The sequence below is a fragment of the Variovorax sp. MHTC-1 genome (assembly GCF_003984645.1).
Classification (GTDB): domain Bacteria; phylum Pseudomonadota; class Gammaproteobacteria; order Burkholderiales; family Burkholderiaceae_C; genus Variovorax.
Genome location: NZ_RWKI01000012.1, coordinates 29,107 through 53,723 on the forward strand (window position 1 = coordinate 29,107; position 24,617 = coordinate 53,723).

Genomic DNA, 24,617 nt, shown 5'->3' on the forward strand with positions numbered 1-24,617 from the left:
ATGCCAGCGCGAGCGGATGGAAGTAGCAGCGTATCCGCACCGCAGGGCGTCACTGTCGGCGTGCGCCCCGTATGGGAGCCGTCCACAACCCAGGACGCAAGATGGGAGGACGGCGTCTCTTTGAAAACTCAGGGTCGATCCGGCCCAGCCCGGCAGTCACGCGTGGCGCTGCCCGGCCGCGCAATGCCGTGCTACTCGTTGTGACCGTGATAAGCGACAGCAGCCCTCACCGCTCGCGCCTCGACTTGAATATCAGGTGCCGCGCGGAAAGAAAGTTGAGCACCATCCCCGCCAGGCTGCCGAGCGCCACCCCGGCCGCCGGCGCCCATGGGCCGCTCAGCGTGTGCAGCACCAGCACGTAGACGCCGTAGTTGACGAAGGCGCCGCCCAGCATGGTGAGCAGGTAGCCGAGATACTCGCGCAGCATCGAGACGCCCGAATGCCGGGCCGCGAAGGTGTAGCGCCGGTTCAGGGCCCAGGTCGCGGTCGCGGCCGCCGCGAAGGACAGCACGCGCGCGAAGTACCAGCCGAGCCAAGGCGCCGCGAGATACAGCACGCCCACATCGACCCCGAGGCCGGCGACGCCGGCGGCCGCGAAGAACAGGAATTCGCGGCCCGCCTTCATGCGCGGCCGCGATGGCGCACGCCCGGGATCGAAAGGTAGCGCAAGCGCTTGGCCTCCTGGCGGCCGATGGTCACGGTGTGCAGCACGATGCCGCAGACGAAGGCCAGCATCGCGCTCAACATGGTGCCGGTCAGCAGGACCGCGGTGGGCAGCCGCGGCACCAGCCCGGTCTGCGCGTAGGTGATGGCCAAGGGCACCGCCGCCGCGACCGAGGCCAGCGCCAGCACGGTCGCGATGCCCGAGAAGAAGAGCAGCGGCCTTTCGCTCACGAACAGCTTGCAGATGGTCTTGAGAATGCGCCAGCCGTCGCGGTAGGTCGAGAGCTTGCTGTGCGAGCCCTCCGGGCGCGAGCGGTAGCGCACCGGCAGTTCGGCGAAGGGCATGCGCAATTCCAGCGCATGGACCGTGAGCTCGGTCTCGATCTCGAAGCCCTCCGAGACGGCCGGGAAGGACTTGGCGTAGCGCCGCGAGAACACGCGCAGGCCCGAGAGCATGTCGGTGAGATGGCCGCCGAAAAGCCCCGCCACCGCGCCGGTCAGAAGGCGGTTGCCGAAACGGTGCCCGGTTCGGTAGGTGTGGGCGTCTTCGCCGTCGTCGACGCGCGAGCCGACCACCATGTCGAGGTTGCCTTCGACCAGCGTGTCGATCAGGCGGCGCAGCTCGCCGAGGTCGTAGGTGGCATCGCCGTCGACCATCACGTAGATGTCGGCCTCCACGTCCGCGAACATGCGCCGCGCCACGTTGCCCTTGCCGCGCAGCGCCACGTGCGTCACGCGCGCACCGGCGGCGCGGGCGATGGCCGCGGTGTCGTCGGTCGAGGCGTTGTCGAACACATGGACATCGGCCTCGGGCAGGACCGCGCGGAACTCGTCCACCACCTGCGCGATGGCCAATGCCTCGTTGAAGCACGGGACCACGGCAGCGATGCGCAGCGCGGGCAGTACGGGCAGCGGGACTGGGCGCAGATCAGGGTGCTCGGTCATTCTTGTATTGCAGGATGCGATAGGCCTTGGCGCCGTCTTTCTGATACATCAAGGCGAAATGATCGTCGAAACCGGGGCCGGTCGTGATTTGCGGCACCAGCGGGTCGGGCATGACGATGGCCTCGAAGCCCAGCTTCGCGAGCTTGTGCGCCATCTCGGCAGGGGGAAGAGGAAGGAAGTCCGTGTAGCGCCACGGCCCCAGCGCGTCGCCCCAGATCGGATCGGGCCCGTAGTAGATCGCCTCGCTCAGCCCGATCTGGTAGACGCGGCCGGTGGCGTGCTCGCGCAGGTAGTTCATGACGGCATAGCCCGGCACGTTCGCCCGCAGGAAGGCCTCCCGCGTCTCTGGCGTCGGCGACACCTTGGTGAGCGCGCGCGCGGTATGCCGTACCGACACCGCCGCGAGCGCCGCCAGAAAGACAACGACGAAGAGACTGCCCGCGCGCACCGGCCAGCCCACGCGGCTTGCTACCGGCAGCAGCCAGCGCAGCCCCGCCACGATCCAGCCGAGCAGCACCTGCCAGCCCAGCACCGCGATGAGCGCGATCAGCGGGAACGAAGCCGTCAAGTAGCGCGGGTAGCGCGAGGTCAGCGCCCACACGAGCACCGAGTAGGCGCAGAAGATGATCGCGGCGTGCACGGCCGGCGAGCGTCGCCAGGCCTTGCTGAGGGGCGCGAGCACCACCGGCCAGATCAGGAGGCTGGGAAAGGCGGCATGGATGCGCACGTCGTCGAGCTGGTTCTTGTAGTCGGCCAGGTTCCAGTTGCTGAAGCCGAAGAGCTTGGCGCCGATCGGATTGAAGGGATCGCCCGTCATCAAGGCGTTGCGCGCATACCAATAGATGCAGGGAACCAGGAAGCACACCAGCGCGACGGCCCAGACGCCCGGGCGCCGTTCGCGGCGGATCACGAACCAGGCCACCAGCGGCAGGAAGGTCAGCGCCTGGTACTTGGAGCCCGCCGCGAGGCCGAGGAAGAAGGCTGCCAGCGCGAGCCAGCGCGGGCCCTGCTCCGGCGGCGATTCGCGCCACCACCAGAGGGCGGTGCAGGCCGCCAGCACGAACAGCGCGACGCCCGTGTCGATCAAGGCGTTCGAATAGTCGCCCATGCCCAGCCAGATCGCGGCGCCCGCGCAGCCCAGCACGCGGTTCAGGTGCAGCACGCCCAGGCGGTAGACCATCCACACCGACAGCCAGCCGGCCAAAGCGTTCAGGAAATGCGCCAGCACGTCGTCGCCGACCAGCAGCGCGGCGGCATAGAGCAGGTTGTAGTTGTACGGAAACCAGGGATAGCGCAACCATTCATGGATGCCGAGCGAGCCGCTTTGCGCCACCTCGCGCGCATACGGCAGGTGGTACATCAGTTCGTCGAAGGCGGCCGGCGGCGCCAGCGGCGCCAGCAGCGTGGGCAGCGCGACCAGCGCCAGCGCCACCAGCCCCGCCTTGTCGACCCATGACAGGGGCAACCCGGGGTCGAAGGCACGCACTTCCCGCCGCCATGCCGGGAACTGCACGCAAGCCGCCGCGAAGCCGATCGCGACCAGCAGCAGCACGCCGGCGGTGCCGAACGCGCCCGCAATGCCGAGCAGCTGGAACGCGCAGATGAAGACGCCGACCCCGAGCGCGGTGGCCATCGCGGTCTCGAGCCAGACGTCGTGGCGCACCGGCGAACCCATGCGCGACACCACCACCCGGCCGAAGCCCCAACAGCCGGCAACGAAGATCGCCAGCGCCGCATAGTGCGCGGCGGCAAAGGTGAGTTTCTGCAGCATCAGAGATTGGGCGCGAGCAGCCGCTCGAGATCCGCTTCGCTTTGCTTGCGCCGTGCTGCCTGGTCCAGCAACTGGTCGTGCCCGATCTTGCCGACGTTGAAGTAGGTTGCCTCGGGATGGCTCAGGTAGAAGCCGCTGACGCTGGCGGCGGGCATCATGGCGAGGCTCTCGGTCAGGGTCATGCCGATGTCCGCGCAGTTCAGAAGGTCGAACATCGGCCGCTTCACGCTGTGGTCGGGGCAGGCCGGGTAGCCGGGCGCGGGGCGAATGCCGCGGTACTTCTCGCCGATCATGTCCTCGTTGCTCAGCGCCTCGTCGGGCGCGTAGCCCCAGAGGTCGGTGCGCACGCGGTGGTGCAGCGCCTCGGCGAAGGCCTCGGCCAGCCGGTCGGCCAGCGCCTTGAGCATGATGGCCGAGTAGTCGTCGAGATCGTCGACGAAGTATTTCTCCTTCTTCTCCACGCCGAGCCCGGCGGTGACGGCGAACATGCCCACATAGTCCTTCAGGCCGCTCTTGCGCGGCGCGACGAAGTCGGCCAGGCAGCGGCTCGGGCGCATGACGCCTTCGATCTCCTGCTTCTCGCTCTGCTGGCGCAGGCCCCACCAGGTGAGCGCGGCCTCGGTGCGCGACTCGTCGGTGTAGAGCACGATGTCGTCGTCGTTCTCGGTGTTGGCGGGCCAGAAGCCGATCACCCCGCTGGCAGTGAGCCAGCGCCCTTCGATCAGGCGCTTGAGCATGCGCTGGCCGTCGGCATACACGCGCACGGCCTCGGTGCCGACCACCTCGTCCTTCAGGATCGCGGGAAACGGGCCCGCGAGGTCCCAGGTCTGGAAGAACGGGCTCCAGTCGATGTACTTCGCGAGCTCGGTGAGGTCGAAGTTCTTGAACACGCGCCGGCCGATGAACTTGGGCACGGGCGGCTGGTAGTTCGCCCAGTCGATCGGCGTCTTGTTGGCGCGCGCCTTCGAAAGCGGCCACAGCGGCGTCTGCTTCTTGTTGGCGTGCTGGTGCCGCACCTTGTCGTAGTCCGCGTTGATCTCGCCGATGTAGGCGGCCGCCTGGTCCGACAGCAGCGACTGCGCCACGCTCACGCTGCGCGAGGCGTCGGGCACGTAGACCACCGGCCCTTCGTAGTGCGGCGCGATCTTCACCGCCGTGTGCACGCGGCTGGTGGTGGCGCCGCCGATCAGCAACGGAATTTTCCGGATGCGGAAATGCTCGTCCTTCTGCATCTCGCCGGCGACGTACTGCATCTCTTCGAGGCTCGGCGTAATTAGGCCCGACAGGCCCACGATGTCCGCGCCCTCGACCTTGGCGCGCGCCAGGATCTCGTGGCACGGGACCATCACGCCCATGTTCACCACCTCGAAGTTGTTGCACTGGAGCACGACGGTCACGATGTTCTTGCCGATGTCGTGTACGTCGCCCTTGACAGTGGCGATGATGATCTTGCCCTTGGTGCGCACGTCGCGGCCCGCGGCCTCGTCCTGGCGCTTCTCTTCCTCGATGTAGGGAATGAGGTGCGCCACAGCCGACTTCATCACGCGCGCCGACTTCACCACCTGCGGCAGGAACATCTTGCCCTGGCCGAACAGGTCGCCGACGATGTTCATGCCGTCCATCAACGGGCCTTCGATCACGTGCAGCGGCCGGCCGCCCTTGGCCAGGATCTGCTGGTAGGCCTCTTCGGTGTCTTCGACGATGAAGTCGGTGATGCCGTGCACCATCGCATGCGAGAGCCGCTGGTTCACATGCACCGGATGCTCGGGCGTGCCGCGCCACTCGAGCTTCCTGCTCTCGTCCTTGGCGCCGCTCTTGGCGGTCTCGGCCACTTCGACCAGGCGCTCTCCGGCGTCGGGGCGGCGGTTCAGCACCACGTCTTCCACGCGCTCGCGCAGCTCCGGCTCGAGGTCGTCGTAGACGCCCACCATGCCGGCGTTGACGATGCCCATGTCCATGCCCGCCTGGATCGCGTGGTACAGAAACACGGTGTGAATCGCTTCGCGCACCGGGTCGTTACCGCGGAAGCTGAAGCTCACGTTCGAGACGCCGCCCGACACCTTGGCGCCGGGCAGGTTCGCCTTGATCCAGCGCGTGGCGTCGATGAAGTCGACCGCGTAGTTGTTGTGCTCCTCGATGCCGGTGGCGATCGCGAAGATGTTGGGGTCGAAGATGATGTCCTCGGGCGGGAAGCCGACCTCGTCGACCAGGATGCGCCAGGCGCGCTCGCAGATCTCGATCTTGCGTTCGTAGGTATCGGCCTGGCCCTTCTCGTCGAAGGCCATCACGACCGCGGCCGCGCCGTAGCGGCGAAGCAGCGTCGCGTGGTGCTTGAACTGGGCCTCGCCCTCCTTCATGCTGATCGAGTTGACGATGCCCTTACCCTGGATGCAGCGCAGGCCGGCCTCGATCACCTCCCACTTGGAGCTGTCGATCATGATCGGCACGCGCGCGATGTCGGGCTCGCTGGCGATCAGGTTCAGGAAGCGCACCATCGCGGCCTTGCTGTCTAGCATGGCCTCGTCCATGTTGATGTCGATCACCTGAGCGCCGTTCTCGACCTGCTGGCGCGCGACCGCCAGCGCTTCCTCGAACTGGCCGTTCAGGATCATGCGGGCGAAGGCCTTGGATCCGGTGACGTTGGTGCGCTCGCCGATGTTGACGAAGAGCGTGCCCGCGCCGATCTGCACCGGCTCCAGGCCGGACAGCTTCATCGGGGGAACGAGGACGGAAGACGGATCGGAGGACATGGGCTCACCTGCGGAACGTGGGTCAGGCGAGCGTCGTTGCGAGCCCAAGCCTGACGAGGTCGCTTCGACGGAGAAGAACGACCGCGCTGCAACGCTCCTTGGGAGCCGCGGATTTTACGCCGGCTGCGCCGCCCCGGCCGCCGATGCCGGCAGGCCGAACAACAGGTCGAAAGCCCAGTTGAAGACGAAGGTATAGACCAGGAAGAACACCACCAGGCCCAGGTCCATCACCAGCGCCTGCCACAGGCTCACATCCATCCACCAGGCGAAGACCGGCACCAGGAAGGCGACCAGCCCGCCCTCGAAGCCGATCGCGTGGGCGATGCGGCGGCGCAGGCTGCGGCCTCGCGTGGCCTGGCGCGACTCCCAACGCTCGAACAGGGTGTTGAAGGCGAGGTTCCAGAGGATCGCGATGACCGAGGCGATGACCGCCACCACGCCCGAATGGCCCATGCCCTGCCCCGACATCAGCGCCAGCCCGGCGCTGGCCGCGACGATGGCGAGACCTTCGTAAAGCGTGATGTAGACGAGGCGGCGCTTGAGCCCTTGCATGAATCTTCCTGTGTGGATGGCAGTTGGGCTCCAACTTTATGTGCGTCCATCTGATATAAAAAGTCATCTTCCTTCAGATTTACTGAAAGATCCGCGCGTGAGCTTTTCCAGTGACAACGTGCATGTGTTCCTGGCCGTGGTCGACCACGGCTCCTTCTCGGCCGCCGCACGGGCGCTCGGCCGCGTCCCCTCGGCCGTGAGCATGGCGATCGCGAACCTCGAGGCCGAGCTGAACCTGCCGCTCTTCGACCGCGGCGGCCGCGAGCCCCAGCCCACGGCCGCGGCGCGCTCGCTGGAGCCGCAGGCGCGGCTGCTGGCCGCGCAGCTCAAGCAGCTGCAGGTGCAGGCACTGGCGCTCACCCAGGGCCTGGAGAACCGGCTCACGCTCGCAATCGCGCCCGAGCTGCTGGCCGCGCCCTGGAGCGCGCCGCTGGCCGCGCTGGCGCAGGAATACCCGCTGCTGGAGGTCGAGGTGCTGGCGGCGCCGCAGGCCGATGCGCTGGCGCTGCTGCACAGCGGCCGCGCGCAGCTGGCGCTGGTCTTCGAGCGACCCAGCCTCGACGGCCGCGAGGGATTTCAGGAAGTGGCCAGCGACACCATGGTGGCCGTGATGGCACCCGACCATCCGGTGCTGGCCGCGGCGGGCGGCCGGCTGCGCGAGGAGCACCTGACGACCACGCGCCAGATCGTGGTGGCCGGACGCGATCTCGCCACCAGCGACCCGCGCTTCGTGTTCGCGCGGCATGTCTGGCGCACCGACAACGCGCTGGCCGCGCTGAGCCTGATCACGGCCGGCCTCGGCTGGGGCTGGCTGCCGCGCAACTTCGCGCGGCCGCATGTGGCGGCCGGCGCGCTGGTGGAAATCCCCTTCGAGAACCTGTCGAACGGGCTCGACCTCTGGGTCGACGTGGTGTGGTCGCGCGAGCGCCCGCTGGGGCTGGGCGCGCAGCGCTTCGTGGCGCTGATCGCGCGCAAGAAGACCTAGCCTCGAGCCTCTACGGGCGATCGTCCGACGACGACGGCGGCCGGTTGATCCGGTCCAGTTGTCGTTGCCGCTGCTCGGCACCCGGCATCGCCACCGGCGGGCGAATGCCCGGCTGGCCCGGATTCATGGCCGGTGGACGCCCCGGATGCACGTCCGGCGGGCGCCCCGGATGCACGTCCGGCGGGCGGCCCGGATGCACGTCAGGCGGACGACCCGGACGCACGTTCGGCGGGCCGGCGTGCTCCGGCGGCCGGAAACCGCGGTCGGGACGCGGCGGCCGGACACCGTGATCCGGCGGTGGATGCTGCCCTGGCGGAGGCCGCCAACCCGGCTGCGGCTGCTGACGGAAGTCCCGTCCCGGATGCGCGTAGCCGGGGTCGCGCCACGGATTGGGCCGCCAGTCCGGCCGCGGTGCCGGCACCGGGCGCCAGCCGGCGACGGGCGGCGGCGGATGACGCTCACCCCACCAGCGCCGCTCGCCATACCAGGGGCGGTCGCGGTAGTGGTTGCTCCAGTAGTTGCCGATCGTGAAGCCGACGATCGGCACACCGATGATGGCGCCGTAGCTGGCCAGGGGCACACGCCGGTCATCATCGTAGGCGTAGTCGATGTTGGCGGCGTAGACCCAGCCGCGCAGGCCGTCGGGCAGGACCACGTCGCACCAGGCATAGCCGCTGGTGCAGCCAAGCACCTCGAAGGGCTGGCCGTGGCCAAGTCGCGCCACCAGCGGATAGTCGCCCGACGGGCCGGCACGCAGATTGACGGTGCCGCGAGAGAAGGCCTCCTGAGCCGCCGCGGCGACCGGCAGAACCAGGGCGATGGCGCCGATGCCGATCCATCGCTGGGCGAGCTTGTTCATGGAATGTTCCTTTGCACTCAGGCTACGCGCGCTCGACATGTTGTCAATCAGCCACGGCCTACCCTCAGCAACGGCCAGCCGCGCAAACGCGTGCACCGCCCGGGTGCTTCTTTACCTCAGGCCGCTTCGGGATACGCGGCTGCGCGATGCAGCGTGCGCCCCGCCAGCGGCGCCACCGATCGCCCGATGGCGGCGATGTGGTCGGGCGTGGTGCCGCAGCAGCCGCCGACGATGTTGACCAGCCCGTCGGCGGCGAACTCGTGCAGCAGGCGCGAGGTGACCTCGGGCGTTTCGTCGAAGCCGGTCTCGCTCATCGGGTTGGGCAGGCCCGCGTTGGGGTAGCAGCTGATGAAGGTGTCGTCGGCGACGCGCGCCAGCTCCTGGATGTAGGGCCGCATCAGCGCCGCGCCGAGCGCGCAGTTGAGGCCGATGGCCAGCGGCCGCGCATGGCGCACGCTGTGCCAGAAGGCGGTGACGGTCTGGCCGCTCAGGATGCGGCCGGAGGCGTCGGTCACGGTGCCGCTGATGATCAAGGGCAGACGCTCGCCGCTGGCTTCGAAGTACTCGTCGATCGCGAACAGCGCGGCCTTGGCGTTGAGGGTGTCGAAGATGGTTTCGACCAGCAGCACGTCGGCGCCGCCCTCGACCAGCGCCTCGACCTGCTCGTAGTAGGACGCGCGCAGCTCCTCGAAGCTCACGTTGCGCGCGCCGGGGTCATTCACGTCGGGGCTGATGCTGGCGGTCTTGGGCGTCGGGCCGAGGGCGCCGGCCACGAAGCGCGGCTTGTCCGGCGTGCTGAATTTGTCGCAGGCGGCGCGCGCGATGCGGGCCGATTCGAAGTTCATCTCGCGCGCCAGCTCGGCCATCTTGTAGTCCTCCTGCGCGATGCGGGTGGCGCCGAAGGTGTTGGTCTCGATCAGGTCGGCGCCGGCGGCCAGGTAGCCCTCGTGGATGTCGCGGATCACGTCGGGGCGGGTCAGCGAGAGCAGCTCGTTGTTGCCCTTGACGTCGCGCGGGAAGTCCTTGAAGCGCTCGCCGCGGTACTGCGCCTCGCTGAGCTTGAAGCGCTGGATCATCGTGCCCATCGCGCCGTCGAGGATGGCGATGCGCTCGGCCAGGATGCCGGGCAGTTGCTGGGCGCGGGTGTAGGCGAGGGGCTTCATGCCCCGGATTGTAGAAAGCGCGCCATGGCTCGGCCCGCGGGCGGTTATCGGTTCTTCTGCAGGGCGAAATCGAGCACCGCCTCGATCATGCGCCGCACCTGCGGCTGCACGCCGGCTGCCACATCCGGCAGGTAGTCGAAGGGCAGCTTCTCCTGCATGTAGCTGGCCTGCGTCATCTCCAGCTGCACGGCATGCACGCCGGCCGCCGGGTTGCCGTACTGCCGCGTGATGTGGCCGCCCTTGAAGCGGCCGTTGAGCACGCCGGCGTAGACCGGGTTCGAGGTCGCGATGCCGAGCAGCGTGGCGGCCAGCGCCGGATCGCAGCTCGCGCCGTTCGCGGTGCCGAGGTTGAGGTCGGGCAGCCGGCCCTCGAAGAAGCGCGGCAGCACCGAGCGGATCGAGTGGGCATCCCATAGCGCGACGGTGCCGTGCACTGCCTTTAGCCGGTCGAGCTCGGCCTGCAGCTGGCGGTGGTAGGGACGCCAGATCGCATCGACGCGCGCTGCGATCTCCGCATCGCCGGGCAGATCGCCGGCGGCGTAGAGCGGGGTCTTGTCGAAGGTATCGACCGGGCACAGGCCGGTGGTGTCCTGGCCCGGATAGAGATTCTGGTTGTCCGGCGGGCGGTTGAGGTCGACCACGTAGCGTGAGTGGGTGGCGACCAGCACCGAGGCCCCGAGTTCGTCGGCGAAGTCGTAGAGGCGTTCGAGGTGCCAGTCGGTATCGGGCACCTGGCGCGCCTCGTCGGTGAAGCGCGCCGCCAGCGCGGCAGGCACATGCGTGCCCACATGCGGCATCGAGATCAGCAGCGGGCGCGTGCCCTGGCGGAAGCGGAAGGCGGGTTCGGTGGTTTCGAAGGTCATGGTGTCGTGAGCAATTGAGAGCGCGCGGCGACGAAGGCCGCCGCGGCTTCGGAGCGAAGAGGATGGCGGCCGGCCGCGACGCACGGCCGGCCCGCGATCCATACGGTGTCGACGGCGCTGGTGCGATGGCTGGCGAACACATGGGCCGAGAGCATGTCGGCGGCGGACAGGCCCGCCAGCGATGGATGTCGAGCGTCGAGCGCCACGAAGTCGGCCTGCTGGCCGGCCGAGAGGCCGGCGACTGCGCGGCCCGATGCCTGCGCCCCGCCCTGCACGGCCGCCAGCGTCATCGCGCTCGCCACCGAAGGCTCGGCCGCATCGGCGCCGACATTGCGCTGGCGGGTCGCCAGCCGCTGGCTGTATTCGAGCATCATTAATTCTTCTGCCGCGTTGACGCAGGCATGGCTGTCGGAACCCACGCCCCAGCGGCCGCCGGCCGCGCGCCAGGCGCCGAAATCGAAGATGCCGTCGCCCAGGTTGGCCTCGGTGGTCGGGCACAGGCCCGCGACCGCGCCGCTCGCGGCCGCGCGCCGGTACTCGTCCGCATCCATGTGCGTGGCATGCACCAGGCACCAGCGCGCATCGACCTCGGCATGGTCCAGCAGCCAGGCGACCGGGCGCTGGCCGCTCCAGGCCAGGCAGGCATCCACCTCGGCGATCTGCTCGGCGATGTGGATGTGGACGGGCGCCGTGGCGTCGATCGCGTCCAGGCCCGCGAGCGCCTCGCGCAGGCTCTCGGGCGGCACCGCGCGCAGCGAATGCGGCGCCAAGCCGAGCCGCGCGCCCTGCGCTTGGCACAGCGGGCGCAGGCGCTCGAGCAGGCGCAGCATCGAATCGGTCGCGCGGATGAAGCGGCGCTGGCCCTCGTTCGGCGGCAGGCCGCCGAAGCCGCTCGCCTGGTAGAGCACGGGCAGCAGCGTGAGGCCGATGCCTGCGCGCTCGGCGGCGCGCAGCAGCGCGAGCGCAAGCTCGGCATCGTCGGCGTAGGGCCGGCCGTCGCTGTCGTGGTGCAGGTAGTGGAACTCGCAGACCGAGGTGTAGCCGGCTTCGAGCATCTCGATGTAGAGCCAGGTCGCGATCGCCTCGACCTGCGCGGGCGAGATCTGCGCGGCGAAACGGTACATCAGCGTGCGCCAGCTCCAGAAGCTGTCCTGCGCCGCGCCGCGGAACTCGGTGAGTCCGCCGAAGGCGCGCTGGAAGGCGTGCGAGTGCAGGTTGGGCATGCCGGGCATGACGGGACCTTCCACTGCCGGCACATCGCGCGGCATCGCGGCATCGGGCTGCACCTGCGTGAGCCGGCCCGCTTCGTCCCAGCCCAGCAGCACATTGCGGTGCCAGCCGGTGGGCAGCAGCGCGTCGTTGGCGAAAAGGGCTTGGCTCATCGGGCAATCCGTCCCTGCCGCACGATGCGCTTCGCGGCCCGCCGGCCGAACCAATAGGCAAGTTCCGCGACGTCGCGGGCATCCCACAGCACGAAGTTGGCCGGCGCCCCGACGGCGATCGCGCCGTGCGTTTCCTGCAGGCCCAGCGCGCGTGCCGCATGTACCGTGACGCCGGCCAGCGCCTCGGGCACGGTCAGGCGGAACAGCGTGCAGGCCATGTTCATCATCAGGAGCAGGCTCAGCGCCGGCGAGGTGCCGGGGTTGTGGTCGGTGGAGACGGCCATCGGCACGCCGGCCGCGCGCAGCGCCTCGACGGGCGGCAGGTGGGTGTCGCGCAGCGTGTAGTAGGCGCCGGGCAGCAGCACGGCCACGCTGCCGGCCGCGCGCATGGCTTCGATGCCCTCGGCAGAAAGATGCTCGACGTGGTCGCACGAGAGCGCGCCGTAGCGCGCCGCGAGCGCCGCGCCGCCCATGTCGGAGAGCTGCTCGGCGTGCAGCTTGACCGGCAGGCCGAGCGCCTGCGCGGCCTGGAACACGCGCTCGGTCTCGGCCAGCGAGAAGGCGATGCGTTCGCAGAACACGTCGACCGCGTCGACCAGCCCTTCGGCCGCCAGCGCCGGCATCATCTTCTTGCAGACGAGTTCGATGTAGTCGCCGCTGCGCCCCGCGTACTCGGGCGGCAGTGCGTGGGCGCCGAGGAAGGTGGTGCGCACGGTGACGCCGTAGGCCTCGCCCAGGCGCCGGGCCACGCGCAGCTGCTTGCGTTCGTGCTCGAGCGAAAGGCCGTAGCCGGACTTGATCTCGATCGCGCACACGCCGTCGGCCAGGAGCTGTTCGAGCCGCGGCGCGGCCTGTGCATAGAGCGTGTCTTCGTCGGCCTCGCGCGTGGCGAGCACCGACGAGACGATGCCGCCGCCGGCCTTCGCCACTTCCTCGTAGCTGGCGCCGGCGAGCCGCATCGCGAACTCGTTGGCGCGCTGGCCGCCATAGACCAGGTGCGTGTGGCAATCGACCAGGCCGGGCGTGACGAGCGCACCGCCACCCTCGTGCCGTGGCAATCCCGCGCACTCGGCCGGCAACGAGGCCGCGGCGCCGATCCATCGGATCACACCCTGCTCGACCACGATGGCAGCCTGTGTGCCCTCGGGCAGGTCTGCGTAGCGCAAGGCGCCGGGCGCAAGAAACAGGTCGGTCCACAGCCCGTCGGCGGATGCAAGAGAGGCAGCGGGCAATGTCATTTGTCAGGTCTCCTGTTGTCCGTCTGGTCGCGGCATGGATCGAAGCGAACGGCCAGCAGCCGCGCATCGGCACCGTCGGGCCTGGCGTGCCACGCATGCGGCGCATCGGCCCACCACAGGCCTTCGCCCTCGACGCAATCGATGGTCGACACGCCGTCGAGCTCCCACTGTCCGCGCAGCGCCAGCAGCATGCCGTGCGTTGCGCTGTGCAGCAGCGCCGCGCTTTCGAGCACCTGCAGCTTCGCATGCCAGCGACCGCGGCGCACCATGATGTTGAAGTCGCTCGACGCGCCGCCGAGCAGCGTGCAGTCCAGCGGCACATCGCCGCTGAATGCATAGGGACGATGCAGCGTCGCGAGACGGTGGTCGACGGCATGCTCGGCCGAGCGCAGGTGCACGCCGTCGCCGGCCAGCAGCATGATCGTGCGGTCGATGCCAGGGAACACCGAGAACGGGCCGCTCGCGGCGATGGTCGCGATGGACAGGCGCCACTCGAAGTCCCCGAGCCCTGCGCCGGGCGGCCAGCAGGCGATCTCGCGCGTGCTGCCGCCGCCGTTCTTCCACGGCGTGACGGGCAAGGAGGCGGTATCGAAGGCGTGCAGGCTCATTCCGTCGCACTCACTCGGGCAAGATGTTCTTCTTCTTGATCACGTCGGCCCAGCGCGCGGTTTCGGTCTGGATGGTGGCCACGATGTCCTGCGGCTTGCCGCTGCCCGGCTCCAGGCCGAGCCCGGCGAACTTCTCCTTCATCTCGGGCTTGGCCAGCACGCGCGCGGTGTCGGCGTTGAGGCGATCGACGATCGTCTTGGGCGTCCCGGCCGGCGCCATCAGCGCGTACCACGAGACGGCCTCGAAGCCGGGCAGGCCCTGCTCGGCGATGGTCGGCAGCTCGGGCATGGCGGCGGAGCGCTTGAGGCTGGCGACGCCGAGCGCGCGCAGCTTGCCGGACTTGACATGCGGCAGCACCGCCGACATCGAACCGAACATCATCGTCACCTGGCCGCCCACCACGTCGTTCAACGCCGGCCCGATGCCCTTGTAGGGCACGTGGATCAGCTGCAGATCGGCATCGAGCGCCATCAGCTCGCCGGCCAGGTGGGCCTGGCTGCCGGCGCCGGGCGATGCGAAGCTCAAGCTGCCGGGCTTCTGTTTGGCCAGCGCCAGCAGCTCCTTCACCGACTTCGCCGGCACGGCGGCATTCACGACCAGCACGTTCTCCACCGTCGCGAGCATCGCGACCGGCTGCAGCTCCGAGGCCTTGTAGGGCAGCGAAGGAAAGAGGGTCGGGTTCACCGCGATGTTGCCGACCGGCACGATGCCCAGCGTGTACCCGTCCGGCGCGGCCTTGGCGATCAGGTCGACGCCGATGTTGCCGGCCGCGCCGACCTTGTTCTCGATCACGAAGGGCTGGCCCAGGATCCCGGTGAGCTCCTGTCCGAGCACGCGCGCCACCACGTCGGCCGGACCGCCCGGCGCGAAGGGCACGATCAGGTGGACCGGCTTGGCGGGATAGGCCTGCGCATGCGCGGCCAAAGGCGGGGCGAGCAGCAGGGGCAGGAGAAGGGCGAGACGGCGCTTGATCATCATCAGAGTTCCTCGAAAGGTGGAATGGCACGTTGGGCAATCGCCGCGAGGACTTCGTAGTCCGCGGGATCGGGTACGGCGAAGCCTGCAAGCAGCAAGCGCTCCGTCACGGCTGCAAGCTCCGGCACCTTGGCTGCGGCTTGCAATGCATCGCGCAGGCGAGCGAGTTCGTCGGGCAAGAGCGCAGCCGTCGCGACCAGCGGCGGGATCGGCATCGCCTCGGTGCTGGCGACGATGCGCACCTGCCGGGCCAGCGCCGGTTCGTTGTAGCGCAGCAGGTCGTGGTAGTAGCTGTCGAGCGGGCCGACGTCGATGCGGCCCGCGGCCAGGGCTTCGATGACGCCGCGTGCATGGATGAGGTCGCCGATGGCCGCGCGGTACAGCCGTGCGCCGCGCGCCGCACGGTATGGCGCGAGATGGTTGCGAAACGCGACACCGCCCGACATCGAATCGGCCAGCGTGTAGCCGACCACGCCGCCGAAGGTGTCTTCGAGGCGTTCGTATTTCGACTCGGCGCGCACCACGATGTCGGTGAAGTAGATGGGCCGGCCCGCGTAGCGCTCCGGCGACGGGATCGGCGCGGCCACCAGCGTGGGCCGCGGCGCGCGCTGCGAAAACGGCAGACCGCACATCATCGCGAGGCCCAGATCGTCGCGCGCCCACAAGGCGGAGAGCGGCGCCGGCGCGTCGTAGTCGATCACGTCCCAGGCCAGGCCCGCGCGCGCGAGCGCCCATGCGAGCAGCTCTTTCCAGTCGGCGCGCGCCGAAGCGGTGGCCGAGTACATGCGCGCGTTGGCGACCGGCGTCATCGGCTTCAGCGAAAGCGCAGCTGCTGCCCGACGCCCATGGTCTTCGCCTTCGCCAGCATGGCCGAGCCGAGCGCGATGTCCGACAGCGAGAGACCGCGGTGCCAGAAGAGATTGGTCTCGTCCTCGCTCTCGCGGCCGGGCTTGAGGCCGGCCACGATCTGGCCGAGCTCGGCATGCAGCGTCTCTTCGGACAGCTTGCCGCTGTCCACATGCGCGCGCAGCGCCCCGAGGGGGCCGGCCTTGGCCTGGCCCCAGTCGTCCATCACCATCTTGTCCATGATGTCGGTCAGCGACAGCTCGACCGCGCTCATGGTGCCGTAGGGAATCACGCAGGCGCCCTTCTTGATCCACTCGGTCTTGAGCATGGGCGTGGGCTTCTCGAGGCGCGAGGCCTCGACCACGATGTCGGCGCCGCGCACGCAGGATTCCCAGTCTTCGGTGACGGTGATCTTCATGCGCAGGTCTTTTTCGAGCCGTGCGGCAAAGGCGTCGCGGCTTTCCTTGCGGCGCGAGTGCACGCGGATCTCGTCGAACTTGAAGATCGAATGCAGCAAGCGCACGTTCCAGTACGAGGTGCCGCGCGCGCCGATGTGGCCGAGGATCTTCGAACTCTTGCGCGCCAGGTGCTTGGCGCCGATGGCGGTGATCGCGCCGGTGCGCATGTCGGTGATGTCGGAGGCATCGATGATGGCCACCGGCACGCCGGTCTTCGGGTCGAAGAGATTGAGCAGCGCGAGCTCCGAGGGCAGGCCCTTCTCGTAGTTGCGATAGAAGTCGCCCACCACCTTCACGCCGGCCACGCCGAGCGGGCGGATGTAGCCGCGCAGCACGTTGAAGTGGCCCGGATAGTCCTTCTCGGGCACGAGGTGCATGCGCGGCTCGATGGTGGTCTCGCCGCGGCCCTGGGCCACGAGGCCTTCCTCGACCGCCGCGACGATCTCGGCATCGGTCATCGCCAGCGCCTGGACGTCGAGGTGGTTCAGGTAGTGCAGGTAGATCTCGGACATCGCTTCAGCCTTTCTTGACCATGGGGAGGTTCAACCCGTGCTTCTTCGCAGTGGCGACGGCCTGCTCGTAGCCCGCATCGGCATGGCGCATCACGCCGGTGGCCGGGTCGTTCCACAGCACGCGCTCGATGCGCTTGGCCGCTGCGTCGGTGCCGTCGCAGACGATCACCACGCCGGAGTGCTGCGAGTAGCCCATGCCGACGCCGCCGCCGTGGTGCAGGCTGACCCAGGTCGCGCCGCCCGCGGTGTTCAGCAGCGCGTTGAGCAGCGGCCAGTCGGAGACGGCATCGCTGCCGTCCTTCATCGCCTCGGTCTCGCGGTTCGGGCTCGCAACCGAGCCGGTGTCGAGATGGTCGCGGCCGATCACGATCGGGCCCTTCAGCTCGCCCGACTTCACCATCTCGTTGAAGGCGAGGCCCGCCTTGTGGCGCTCGCCCAGGCCCAGCCAGCAGATGCGCGCCGGCAGGCCCTGGAAGGCGATGCGCTCGCGCGCCATATCGAGCCAGCGGTGCGTGTGCGTGTTCTCGGGGAACAGCTCCTTGATCTTGGCGTCGGTCTTGTAGATGTCTTCCGGGTCGCCCGAGAGCGCGACCCATCGGAACGGGCCCTTGCCTTCGCAGAACAGCGGCCGGATGTAGGCCGGCACGAAGCCGGGGAAGTCGAAGGCGTTCGCAACGCCCTCGTCGAAGGCGACCTGGCGGATGTTGTTGCCGTAGTCGACGGTGGGAATGCCCATCGCCTGGAACTCGAGCATCGCCTGCACATGCACCGCGCAGGACTTGGCCGCGGCCTTGCGCAAGGTGGGGTGCTGCGTCGCATCGGCCTTGGCGGCTTCCCACTGGGCGAGCGTCCAGCCGATCGGCAGGTAGCCGCTCGCGAGGTCGTGCGCCGAGGTCTGGTCGGTCACCAGGTCGGGCTTGATGCCGCCGGCCTTGGCGCGCTTCACGAGCTCCGGCAGCACTTCCGCCGCATTGCCCAGGAGGCCGATCGACACCGCTTCCTTGGCCGCCGTGTGCTGCTTGATCAGCGCGATCGCGTCGTCGATGTCCTTGGCCTGCTTGTCGAGGTAGCGCGTGCGCAGGCGAAAGTCGATGCTGGCCTGCTGGCATTCGATGTTGAGCGAGACCGCGCCGGCGAGCGTGGCGGCCAGCGGCTGCGCACCGCCCATGCCGCCCAGGCCGGCGGTGAGGATCCACTTGCCCGAAAGGTCGTCGTCGTAGTGCTGGCGGCCGGCTTCGACGAAGGTCTCGAAGGTGCCTTGCACGATGCCCTGGCTGCCGATGTAAATCCAGCTGCCGGCCGTCATCTGGCCGTACATCATCAGGCCCTTGCGGTCGAGTTCGCTGAAGTGCTCCCACGTCGCCCATTTCGGCACCAGGTTCGAGTTGGCTATCAGGACGCGCGGCGCGTTCTCGTGCGTCTTGAACACGCCGACCGGCTTGCCCGACTGCACCAGCAGCGTCTCGTCGTCGTCGAGCTCCTTCAAGCTCGCGAGGATCTGGTCGAAGGAAGCCCAGTCGCGCGCGGCGCGGCCGATGCCGCCGTAGACCACCAGGTCCTGCGGGCGCTCGGCCACTTCGGGGTCGAGATTGTTCTGCAACATGCGAAACGGCGCCTCGGTGAGCCAGCTCTTGCAGCTGAGCGTGCTGCCGCGCGGCGCGCGGACCACGCGGCTCGCGTCATGGCGCGGATCGCTCTTCTGGGCTGCAACGAATTTGTCGGGTGCGTTCATGGCGAAGTGTCCTTTCGATGACGAGGAACGGTGTTTCAGGCCCGGCTGGGCAGGATGGCTTGCAGGGCTTCGGGCCAGCGGCCCCGGCGCGCCCACTGGCGCATGGCTTCGATGTCGGGCGCGAGGAAGCGGTCCTGGTCGATGAAGGCGACGCGCTCGCGAATGGCGGCGAATTCGGCTTCGATCAGGGGCGAGGACTTGGGCCCTCTCTTGAGTTCGATGCCCTGCGCCGCAGCCATCGCTTCGATGCCGACGACCACCGCCGTGTTCTCCACCATCTCGGCCAGGCGCCGGCCGGCGAAGGTGGCCATCGACACATGGTCTTCCTGATTCGCCGAGGTGGGCAGGCTGTCGACGCTGGCCGGATGCGCGAGCGACTTGTTCTCCGACGCCAGCGAAGCGGCCGTGACCTGCGCGATCATGAAACCGGAGTTGACGCCGCCGTCGCGTACCAGGAAAGGCGGCAGGCCCGAGAGGCCGCTGTCGAGCAAGAGCGCCATGCGGCGCTCGGAGATGGCGCCGATCTCGGCGATCGCCAGCGCGATGATGTCGGCCGCGAAGGCGACCGGCTCGGCGTGGAAATTGCCGCCGGAGATCACGTCTCCGTTGTCGAACACCAGCGGGTTGTCGGATGCGGCATTGGCTTCGATGCGCAGCACGCGCGCCGCGTGCGCGAGGTTGTCGAGGCAGGCGCCCATCACCTGCGGCACGCAGCGGACCGAATACGGGTCCTGCACGCGGCCGCAGTCGGCATGCGAGGGAATGATCTCGCTGCCCTCGAGCAGCGCGCGCACCGCGGCCGCCACCGCGATCTGGCCCGGCTGACCGCGTGCGGCATGGATGCGCGCATCGAAGGGCTTGATCGAGCCCTGGATCGCTTCGAGCGAGAGCGCCCCGGCCATCAGGCCGGCCGCGAACACGTCCTCGGCGCCGAACAGGCCGGCGAGCGCGAGCGCGGTCGACACCTGCGTGCCGTTGAGCAGCGCCAGCCCCTCCTTGGGGCCGAGCACGAAGGGCTTGAGCCCGATGCGCGAGAGCGCCTCGGCGCCGCCGATCACCGCGCCGTCGGGCGCCGTGACTTCGCCCTCGCCGATCAGCACGCAGGCCAGGTGCGCGAGCGGCGCGAGGTCGCCCGACGCGCCGACCGAGCCCTTGGACGGAATGCGCGGCAAGAGGCCGGCGTTGCCGAGCGCGATCAGCGCATCGACGATCTCGGGCGCGATGCCGGAGTGGCCGCGCGCCAGGCTCACGGCCTTGGTCGCGAGCACCAGCCGCACCACGCCCTCGGGCAAGGGCGCGCCGGTGCCGGCGCTGTGCGAGAGCACAAGGTTGCGCTGCAGCTCGGCCAGGCGCTCATGCGGAATGGTGGTCTGCGCGAGCTTGCCGAAGCCGGTGTTGATGCCGTACACCGTGTCGCCGGCTTCGACGATCCTGCGCACCGTGGCCTGGGACGCGAGCAGGCCGCTGCGCGCCGACGGATCGAGTGCGAGCTGCACGCCGCCGGCATGGATGCGGCGCAGCGTGGCGAGGTTGACCTCGCCGGGCGTGAGGACCAGGGGCGGGAGGGAGAGAGAGGCGTTGTCCATGCGGATCCTGTCTATACAAGTAGTGCGGTGCGAGAACGAAGAGGTGCTCTTCCCCGTTCAACCGAATGAGGGATTGCCGTCGGCGCGGAAGCGGCTGCCGAGCCGGTAGCGCGACGCGGGATGCAGGCAGCGCACCATCGTCACCGGCACGGTGCGCGTCCAGGTGCGGCGCGTGAGCAGCAGGCAGGGGTCGGTCACCGGCATCGCGAGGCGCTCGGCCTGCTCGGCCGTGGGCAGCACCGCATCGACCACATGCTCGATCTGGTCGAAGGGCACGTTGCGCACCAGGTACTCGCTGGGCGAGACCGCGGAGAAATCCTGCTCGAGGAAGGTCGGCACCGCGTGCGGATTGACGTGGCGGTCTTCGAGCTGCACCGGGATGTCGTTTTCCAGATGCAGGCACACGGTGTGGAAGACCGACTCGCCGGGGCGCAGGTCCAGCCACACGGCGACGTCGGGCGAGGCCGCGATGCGCTCGGCCACGAGGAATTCGCATCGGTAGTCGTGGCCGCGCACGCGGATCTCGCTCGCGATGTTGGCGATCTGCAAGAGCGTCGACTGCGGCTTGTCCTCGGCCACGAAGCTGCCGACGCCGGCCACGCGCACGATGCGGCCCTGCTCCACCAGTTCGCGCAGCGCGCGGTTGACCGTCATGCGCGCGACGCCGAACTGCGCGACCAGCTCGCTCTCCGACGGCAGCCGGTGGCCGGCCGGCCAAGAGCCGTCCTGGATCTTGCGCGTGATGAAGGCCTTGACCTGCTCGTACAGTGCGAGCGCAGGCTGCGGCGAACGGCTCTTGCGGTGGTTCATCTCAATGTTCGGCGGCGGCCATGGATTCAGCGCGGATCTCCTCGGTCAGCCGCGCCTTGATCTCCATGAACTCTGGCGAGGTCTTGATCGTGTAGTGGCGCGGATGCGGGAAGTCGACCGCGATCTCGCTCTTGATGCGGCCGGGCCGCGCGCTGAACACAGCCACGCGGTTGGCCATGAAGATGGCTTCGTCGATGTCGTGGGTGACGAAGAGCACGGTCTTCTGCGCCGATTCCCAGATGCCGAGCAGCAGCTCCTGCATCAGCACGCGGGTCTGGTTGTCGAGCGCGCCGAAGGGTTCGTCGAGCAGCAGCATCTTCGGGTCGTTGGCGAGCGCGCGCGCGATCGCGGTGCGCTGCTGCATGCCGCCCGAGAGCTGCTTGGGGAAGTGGTTCTCGAAGCCGCGCAGGCCGACCTTGGCGATGAAGTAGTCGCTGCGCTCCTTCTGCTCGGCCTCGCTCATGCCGCGCTCGCGCAGGCCGAAGCGGATGTTCTGCGCGATCGTGAGCCAGGGGAAGAGCGTGTAGCTCTGGAACACCACGCCGCGGTCGGCGCCCGGGCCTTCGATGGTCTGGCCGTCGAGCAGCACGCGGCCTTCGCTCGGGTAGTCGAGGCCGGCGACGATGCGCAGCAGGGTCGACTTGCCGCAGCCGGAGGGGCCGAGGATGGTGACGAAGTCGTTTTCCTTGACCTCGAAGTCGATCGGCAGCAGGGCCTGCGTGCTTTGGCCGCGGGTGCCGTTGAAGGTGCGGGAGACGCCTCTGATTGAAAGTTGATTCATGGCAACCTTGGGGTGATGCCGGCCTCATGCTGTTCGGTCGCCGCGAGGCGAGCGAAGCGAAGCCCGTTCGTGAAACACCGCGGAACCGGCTTTGCCGCGCCGCCGGTGTTGCCCCCGGAGGGGGTTGGCGTAGCGACACGAAGTGCGCGAAGACTGGGGGAGAGCCATCAGATCGTGCTCCATGCGAACAGGCGGCGGTTGAGTGCCTTGAAGGCGAAATCCGAGATGAGCCCGATCACGCCGATGACGATGATCCCGAAGATGATCTGCCCTGTGTTCAAGAGCGCCTGGCTGTCGGTGATCATGTGGCCGATGCCGGAGGACGAGCCGATCAGTTCGGCCACGATCACGTAGGTCCAGGCCCAGCCCAGCACCAGGCGCAGCGTCTCGGCGATGCCCGGTGCCGCGCCCGGGATCAGCACCCGCGCGACGATGCCGCGGCTGTTGGCGCCCAGCGTGTAGGCGGCCTCGACCAGGTCGCGGCGCGCGCTGCCGACGGTCACCGCGACCATCAGCGTGATCTGGAACACCGAGCCGATGAAGATGACCAGCAGCTTCTGCGCCTCGCCGATGCCGGCCCAGAGGATCAGCAAGGGGATGAAGGCCGAGGCCGGCAGGTAGCGGCAGAAGGAGACGAAGGGCTCGAAGAAGGCTTCGACGCTCTTCCAGGTGCCCATCGCGATGCCCAGCGGCACGGCGACGATGGCAGCCAGCACGAAGCCGCCGAACACGCGCCACACCGTCATGCCGATGTCGTGGATGAAGTTGTACTCGGTGAAGAGCGATACGCCTTCCTTGAGCATCGTGACCGGGCTGGCTAGGAAGGTCGGCGAGACGAAGCCGCCGAGCGTGAAGAAGGCCCAGACCGCCACGAAGAGCACGAAGAAGCCCAGGCCGAGCAGCCAGCGCGCACGCGCGCTGACCGGCTCGAGCGGCGCGTGGGCGCGGCGCCGCCGCGGTGCCGGCTCCATGGCGGCCGGCCCGGCAGAGACTGCCGGCTTGGAGGCGTTGATGACGGGCGTCGCGTCCATGCTTGCCGCTCGCTGTTACTTGATGAAGCTGGTGTCGAAGGTGACCGAGAGATCCGCGGGCGCCTTGCGGATCACGCCGGCCTCCAGCAGGATGGCCTGCGCGTCCTTCATGAAGGGCACGATCTCGCTGGCGAAGAATTTCTGGTTGGCCGCCTTGTCCGACCAGCGCAGGTAGGCCGAGGACTTGGCGAACTGCTCGCCGGTCTGCTTGACGGCCGCGCCCATGATCTCGTTGGACTTGACGGGGTCGGCCTTGATCATCTCGATGGCTTCGAAGTACGAGTTGGTCAGCGCCTGCGCCGCCTTGGCGTTGGCCTTGAGCCAGGTCGGCGCGCAGCCGACGGTGTCCATCACCATCGGGTAGTCGAGCGTGGTCGCGAGGATCTTGCCGGCCGCCGGGTTGGCGCGCACGGTCGAGAGGTAGGGCTCGTAGGTCATCGCCGCGTCGTTCTGGCCGGCCACGAAAGCCTGCGCTGCCGGCTGCGGCTCGAGCGAGACCAGCTTGACGTCCTTCATCGTCATGCCGTTCTTGTTGAGCATCCAGGCCAGGCCGAAGTACGGCGCAGTGCCCGGCGCGCTGACGCCGATGGCCTTGCCCTTCAGGTCGGCGAAGCTCTTGACGTCGTTGCGCACGGCCAGGCCGTCGGCGCCATAGGACTTGTCCATCTGGAAGATCTGCACGATGGGCACGCCGTTGGCGTTCCAGGCCACGTGCGTCTCGACCGTGGTGGCCGCGCACTGGATCGCACCCGAGGCAAGTGCCAGGTGGCGGTCCTTCTGCGGAATCATCTTGATCTCCACGTCCAGCCCGTTCTTCTTGAAGATGCCGGCCTTGTCGGCCAGCGTGAGCGGCGCGAAGCCGGTCCAGCCGGACATGCCGAGGGCGATCTTGGTTTCTTGCGCCTGGGCGCTTGCCGCCATGCCAGCGACACACACGCTCGCCGCCAGCAGCGAGGCGATTTTTCCGACCGTCTTGACCATCAAGGTTCTCCTGTTGCGTTTCAAAAAATCTTCGATCGCCCCGCTGTCCCATGACAGCACTCAGCAGGGCGCCGAGTGTGGATCGCTGCGCTGCACCTGTATATACAGGTTAACCCGAGACACGCCCGAATTGGAACCCGCCCTCGCCCACTCCCGGTGCACGAACGGAATCGCCATGCACCAGGAAGCTGTCTAGACAGGACTGCAGAACAGCGAACCCGAGCCCTACTGCAAAGCCCGTACCAGGCAGATGCAGCTGTCCTTCTGCGGGTTATTCAGGATTCGCCGGTCCGCTTGTCGGACAAAGATCGCGCTCCCAGCCCTTGTCCCCGCATGGAGGAAAAGTTGGCGATCGAGGCCCCTGCAAGCACCGGCGTGTTTCAGCGTCTGAGCGTCGAGCCCGCCTACAAGGCGGTGTCGATCGCGATCGAGCGCGCCATCCTGGACGGCAGCCTGCCGCCCGGCTCGGCGCTGCCGACCGAGCAGGAACTGGCCGAGCGCTTCGGCGTGCACCGCTCCACGGTGCGCGAAGCCATCCGCCAGGTCGAGCAGGAAGGACTGCTGCAACGCCGCGAAGGACGGCGGCTGTTCGTCTACCTCCCTGGCGTGCAGGACCTGGCGCCGCGCGCCACCCGGCTGCTGCTGTTGCAGCAGACCACCTTTCAGGAGCTTTGGGAGTTGGCCATGTCGCTGGAGCCGCTGGCCGCGCGGCTGGCCGCACTGCGCGCCGAGCCGCAGGACCTGCAGCAGCTCAAAGACAACCTCGCCGCCGGCGACAAGGCGCGCGACCTGCCGGCCCAAGTGCGGCTGGACGTCGAATTCCATGCGCTGGTCGGCCGCGCCAGCCACAACCGCGCTCTGATGCTGGCGCGCGAGCCGGTCGGGCTGCTCTACAGCCCGACGCTCTTGCGCATCTTCAGCCACCTGCCGCAAGCCGAGACCCGCAACCGGGCCGCGCACCACCGCATCGTCGATGCGCTGATGCGGCGCGACGCCGACGCCTCGGCCGAGTGGACGCACAAGCACATGGTCGATTTTCAACGCGGCTTCGCAATGGCCGGCCTGGACATGGCCACGCCGATCGCGGCGCCGCCCCCTGCGGCAAGACATCAACAGGAGACATGA

Annotated in this window: 22 protein-coding genes and 1 riboswitch; of the genes, 2 read left to right on the forward strand and 20 right to left on the reverse strand. The window is 68.7% G+C overall.

What is annotated here, in order from left to right:
- Positions 1–226: 226 nt before the first annotated feature.
- From EJI01_RS19280 to EJI01_RS19300, 5 genes are all read right to left on the reverse strand, one after another.
- Positions 227–625, reverse strand: coding sequence for a GtrA family protein (locus EJI01_RS19280; protein ID WP_126838745.1), 399 nt, complete (start codon positions 623–625; stop codon positions 227–229).
- Positions 622–1,608 carry a glycosyltransferase family 2 protein gene (locus tag EJI01_RS19285; protein ID WP_126838746.1) on the reverse strand — a complete coding sequence of 329 codons (987 nt, stop codon included), beginning with the start codon at positions 1,606–1,608 and terminating at the stop codon, positions 622–624. The genes EJI01_RS19280 and EJI01_RS19285 overlap by 4 nt, the downstream gene beginning before the upstream one ends.
- Positions 1,592–3,379: an ArnT family glycosyltransferase gene (locus EJI01_RS19290; protein WP_126838747.1), complete on the reverse strand. Its 1,788-nt coding sequence runs from the start codon at positions 3,377–3,379 to the stop codon at positions 1,592–1,594. The genes EJI01_RS19285 and EJI01_RS19290 overlap by 17 nt, the downstream gene beginning before the upstream one ends.
- Positions 3,379–6,093: a methionine synthase gene (gene metH, locus EJI01_RS19295; protein ID WP_126838826.1), complete on the reverse strand. Its 2,715-nt coding sequence runs from the start codon at positions 6,091–6,093 to the stop codon at positions 3,379–3,381. Before metH ends, EJI01_RS19290 begins: the two co-directional genes overlap by 1 nt.
- A 57-nt stretch (positions 6,094–6,150) precedes the next feature.
- A riboswitch (S-adenosyl-L-homocysteine riboswitch) is annotated at positions 6,151–6,233 on the reverse strand.
- Between the two features lie 10 nt (positions 6,234–6,243).
- Positions 6,244–6,681 carry a PACE efflux transporter gene (locus EJI01_RS19300; protein WP_126838748.1) on the reverse strand — a complete coding sequence of 146 codons (438 nt, stop codon included), beginning with the start codon at positions 6,679–6,681 and terminating at the stop codon, positions 6,244–6,246.
- Positions 6,682–6,778: 97 nt separating this feature from the next.
- Between EJI01_RS19300 and EJI01_RS19305 the strand changes: the two genes are divergently transcribed.
- Positions 6,779–7,666 carry a LysR family transcriptional regulator gene (locus EJI01_RS19305; RefSeq protein ID WP_126838749.1) on the forward strand — a complete coding sequence of 296 codons (888 nt, stop codon included), beginning with the start codon at positions 6,779–6,781 and terminating at the stop codon, positions 7,664–7,666.
- A 10-nt stretch (positions 7,667–7,676) separates the two neighbouring features.
- Here EJI01_RS19305 and EJI01_RS19310 read toward each other — a convergent pair whose 3' ends face one another.
- The 15 genes from EJI01_RS19310 to EJI01_RS19380 form a co-directional block, all read right to left on the reverse strand.
- Positions 7,677–8,525: an SH3 domain-containing protein gene (locus EJI01_RS19310; protein WP_126838750.1), complete on the reverse strand. Its 849-nt coding sequence runs from the start codon at positions 8,523–8,525 to the stop codon at positions 7,677–7,679.
- A 116-nt stretch (positions 8,526–8,641) separates the two neighbouring features.
- On the reverse strand, positions 8,642–9,688 hold the full coding sequence (locus EJI01_RS19315; RefSeq protein ID WP_126838751.1) for a homocysteine S-methyltransferase family protein: 1,047 nt from the start codon (positions 9,686–9,688) through the stop codon (positions 8,642–8,644).
- A gap of 44 nt (positions 9,689–9,732) precedes the next feature.
- Complete coding sequence (gene hutG, locus EJI01_RS19320; protein ID WP_126838752.1) at positions 9,733–10,551, reverse strand: N-formylglutamate deformylase; 819 nt, start codon at positions 10,549–10,551, stop codon at positions 9,733–9,735.
- A complete protein-coding gene (locus tag EJI01_RS19325) occupies positions 10,548–11,933 on the reverse strand; it encodes a formimidoylglutamate deiminase (RefSeq protein ID WP_126838753.1) in 1,386 nt (461 codons plus the stop codon). Before EJI01_RS19325 ends, hutG begins: the two co-directional genes overlap by 4 nt.
- Positions 11,930–13,171 carry an imidazolonepropionase gene (gene hutI, locus EJI01_RS19330; protein ID WP_126838754.1) on the reverse strand — a complete coding sequence of 414 codons (1,242 nt, stop codon included), beginning with the start codon at positions 13,169–13,171 and terminating at the stop codon, positions 11,930–11,932. Before hutI ends, EJI01_RS19325 begins: the two co-directional genes overlap by 4 nt.
- A complete protein-coding gene (locus tag EJI01_RS19335; RefSeq protein ID WP_126838755.1) occupies positions 13,168–13,779 on the reverse strand; it encodes a HutD family protein in 612 nt (203 codons plus the stop codon). Before EJI01_RS19335 ends, hutI begins: the two co-directional genes overlap by 4 nt.
- Before the next feature lie 10 nt (positions 13,780–13,789).
- On the reverse strand, positions 13,790–14,758 hold the full coding sequence (locus EJI01_RS19340; protein WP_126838756.1) for a Bug family tripartite tricarboxylate transporter substrate binding protein: 969 nt from the start codon (positions 14,756–14,758) through the stop codon (positions 13,790–13,792).
- The gene (locus EJI01_RS19345) at positions 14,758–15,564 is read right to left on the reverse strand and encodes a phosphate/phosphite/phosphonate ABC transporter substrate-binding protein (protein ID WP_126838757.1); all 807 of its coding nucleotides are present in this window, start codon (positions 15,562–15,564) and stop codon (positions 14,758–14,760) included. Before EJI01_RS19345 ends, EJI01_RS19340 begins: the two co-directional genes overlap by 1 nt.
- Before the next feature lie 5 nt (positions 15,565–15,569).
- Entirely contained in the window at positions 15,570–16,571 is a 1,002-nt protein-coding gene (locus EJI01_RS19350; protein WP_126838758.1) for an ornithine cyclodeaminase family protein, read from the reverse strand.
- A 4-nt stretch (positions 16,572–16,575) separates the two neighbouring features.
- Positions 16,576–18,303, reverse strand: a complete 1,728-nt coding sequence (hutU, locus tag EJI01_RS19355) for a urocanate hydratase (RefSeq protein ID WP_126838759.1) — start codon at positions 18,301–18,303, stop codon at positions 16,576–16,578.
- A gap of 35 nt (positions 18,304–18,338) precedes the next feature.
- A complete protein-coding gene (gene hutH / locus EJI01_RS19360; protein ID WP_126838760.1) occupies positions 18,339–19,889 on the reverse strand; it encodes a histidine ammonia-lyase in 1,551 nt (516 codons plus the stop codon).
- A 57-nt stretch (positions 19,890–19,946) separates the two neighbouring features.
- A complete protein-coding gene (gene hutC / locus EJI01_RS19365) occupies positions 19,947–20,699 on the reverse strand; it encodes a histidine utilization repressor (protein ID WP_126838761.1) in 753 nt (250 codons plus the stop codon).
- 1 nt (position 20,700) lies between these two features.
- A complete protein-coding gene (locus tag EJI01_RS19370; protein ID WP_126838762.1) occupies positions 20,701–21,480 on the reverse strand; it encodes an ABC transporter ATP-binding protein in 780 nt (259 codons plus the stop codon).
- A 167-nt stretch (positions 21,481–21,647) separates the two neighbouring features.
- The gene (locus EJI01_RS19375; protein ID WP_126838763.1) at positions 21,648–22,511 is read right to left on the reverse strand and encodes an ABC transporter permease; all 864 of its coding nucleotides are present in this window, start codon (positions 22,509–22,511) and stop codon (positions 21,648–21,650) included.
- A gap of 15 nt (positions 22,512–22,526) precedes the next feature.
- Complete coding sequence (locus EJI01_RS19380) at positions 22,527–23,492, reverse strand: ABC transporter substrate-binding protein (protein ID WP_126838764.1); 966 nt, start codon at positions 23,490–23,492, stop codon at positions 22,527–22,529.
- Between the two features lie 345 nt (positions 23,493–23,837).
- Here EJI01_RS19380 and EJI01_RS19385 point away from each other — a divergent pair, with 345 nt between their 5' ends.
- Positions 23,838–24,617, forward strand: a complete 780-nt coding sequence (locus EJI01_RS19385; RefSeq protein WP_221885692.1) for a FadR/GntR family transcriptional regulator — start codon at positions 23,838–23,840, stop codon at positions 24,615–24,617.

Excerpts from the sequence above, each read along its gene's own strand:
- EJI01_RS19345 (WP_126838757.1), bottom strand. The coding sequence starts at position 15,564 with ATGACGCCGGTCGCCAACGCGCGCATGTACTCGGCCACCGCTTCGGCG.
- hutU (WP_126838759.1), bottom strand. The coding sequence starts at position 18,303 with ATGAACGCACCCGACAAATTCGTTGCAGCCCAGAAGAGCGATCCGCGC.
- EJI01_RS19325 (WP_126838753.1), bottom strand. The coding sequence starts at position 11,933 with ATGAGCCAAGCCCTTTTCGCCAACGACGCGCTGCTGCCCACCGGCTGG.
- EJI01_RS19280 (WP_126838745.1), bottom strand. The coding sequence starts at position 625 with ATGAAGGCGGGCCGCGAATTCCTGTTCTTCGCGGCCGCCGGCGTCGCC.
- EJI01_RS19315 (WP_126838751.1), bottom strand. The coding sequence starts at position 9,688 with ATGAAGCCCCTCGCCTACACCCGCGCCCAGCAACTGCCCGGCATCCTG.
- hutG (WP_126838752.1), bottom strand. The coding sequence starts at position 10,551 with ATGACCTTCGAAACCACCGAACCCGCCTTCCGCTTCCGCCAGGGCACG.
- EJI01_RS19285 (WP_126838746.1), bottom strand. The coding sequence starts at position 1,608 with ATGACCGAGCACCCTGATCTGCGCCCAGTCCCGCTGCCCGTACTGCCC.
- metH (WP_126838826.1), bottom strand. The coding sequence starts at position 6,093 with ATGAAGCTGTCCGGCCTGGAGCCGGTGCAGATCGGCGCGGGCACGCTC.
- EJI01_RS19340 (WP_126838756.1), bottom strand. The coding sequence starts at position 14,758 with ATGATGATCAAGCGCCGTCTCGCCCTTCTCCTGCCCCTGCTGCTCGCC.
- EJI01_RS19370 (WP_126838762.1), bottom strand. The coding sequence starts at position 21,480 with ATGAATCAACTTTCAATCAGAGGCGTCTCCCGCACCTTCAACGGCACC.
- EJI01_RS19335 (WP_126838755.1), bottom strand. The coding sequence starts at position 13,779 with ATGAGCCTGCACGCCTTCGATACCGCCTCCTTGCCCGTCACGCCGTGG.
- hutI (WP_126838754.1), bottom strand. The coding sequence starts at position 13,171 with ATGACATTGCCCGCTGCCTCTCTTGCATCCGCCGACGGGCTGTGGACC.
- EJI01_RS19290 (WP_126838747.1), bottom strand. The coding sequence starts at position 3,379 with ATGCTGCAGAAACTCACCTTTGCCGCCGCGCACTATGCGGCGCTGGCG.
- EJI01_RS19380 (WP_126838764.1), bottom strand. The coding sequence starts at position 23,492 with ATGGTCAAGACGGTCGGAAAAATCGCCTCGCTGCTGGCGGCGAGCGTG.
- EJI01_RS19375 (WP_126838763.1), bottom strand. The coding sequence starts at position 22,511 with ATGGACGCGACGCCCGTCATCAACGCCTCCAAGCCGGCAGTCTCTGCC.
- EJI01_RS19300 (WP_126838748.1), bottom strand. The coding sequence starts at position 6,681 with ATGCAAGGGCTCAAGCGCCGCCTCGTCTACATCACGCTTTACGAAGGT.
- hutH (WP_126838760.1), bottom strand. The coding sequence starts at position 19,889 with ATGGACAACGCCTCTCTCTCCCTCCCGCCCCTGGTCCTCACGCCCGGC.
- EJI01_RS19310 (WP_126838750.1), bottom strand. The coding sequence starts at position 8,525 with ATGAACAAGCTCGCCCAGCGATGGATCGGCATCGGCGCCATCGCCCTG.
- hutC (WP_126838761.1), bottom strand. The coding sequence starts at position 20,699 with ATGAACCACCGCAAGAGCCGTTCGCCGCAGCCTGCGCTCGCACTGTAC.
- EJI01_RS19350 (WP_126838758.1), bottom strand. The coding sequence starts at position 16,571 with ATGTCCGAGATCTACCTGCACTACCTGAACCACCTCGACGTCCAGGCG.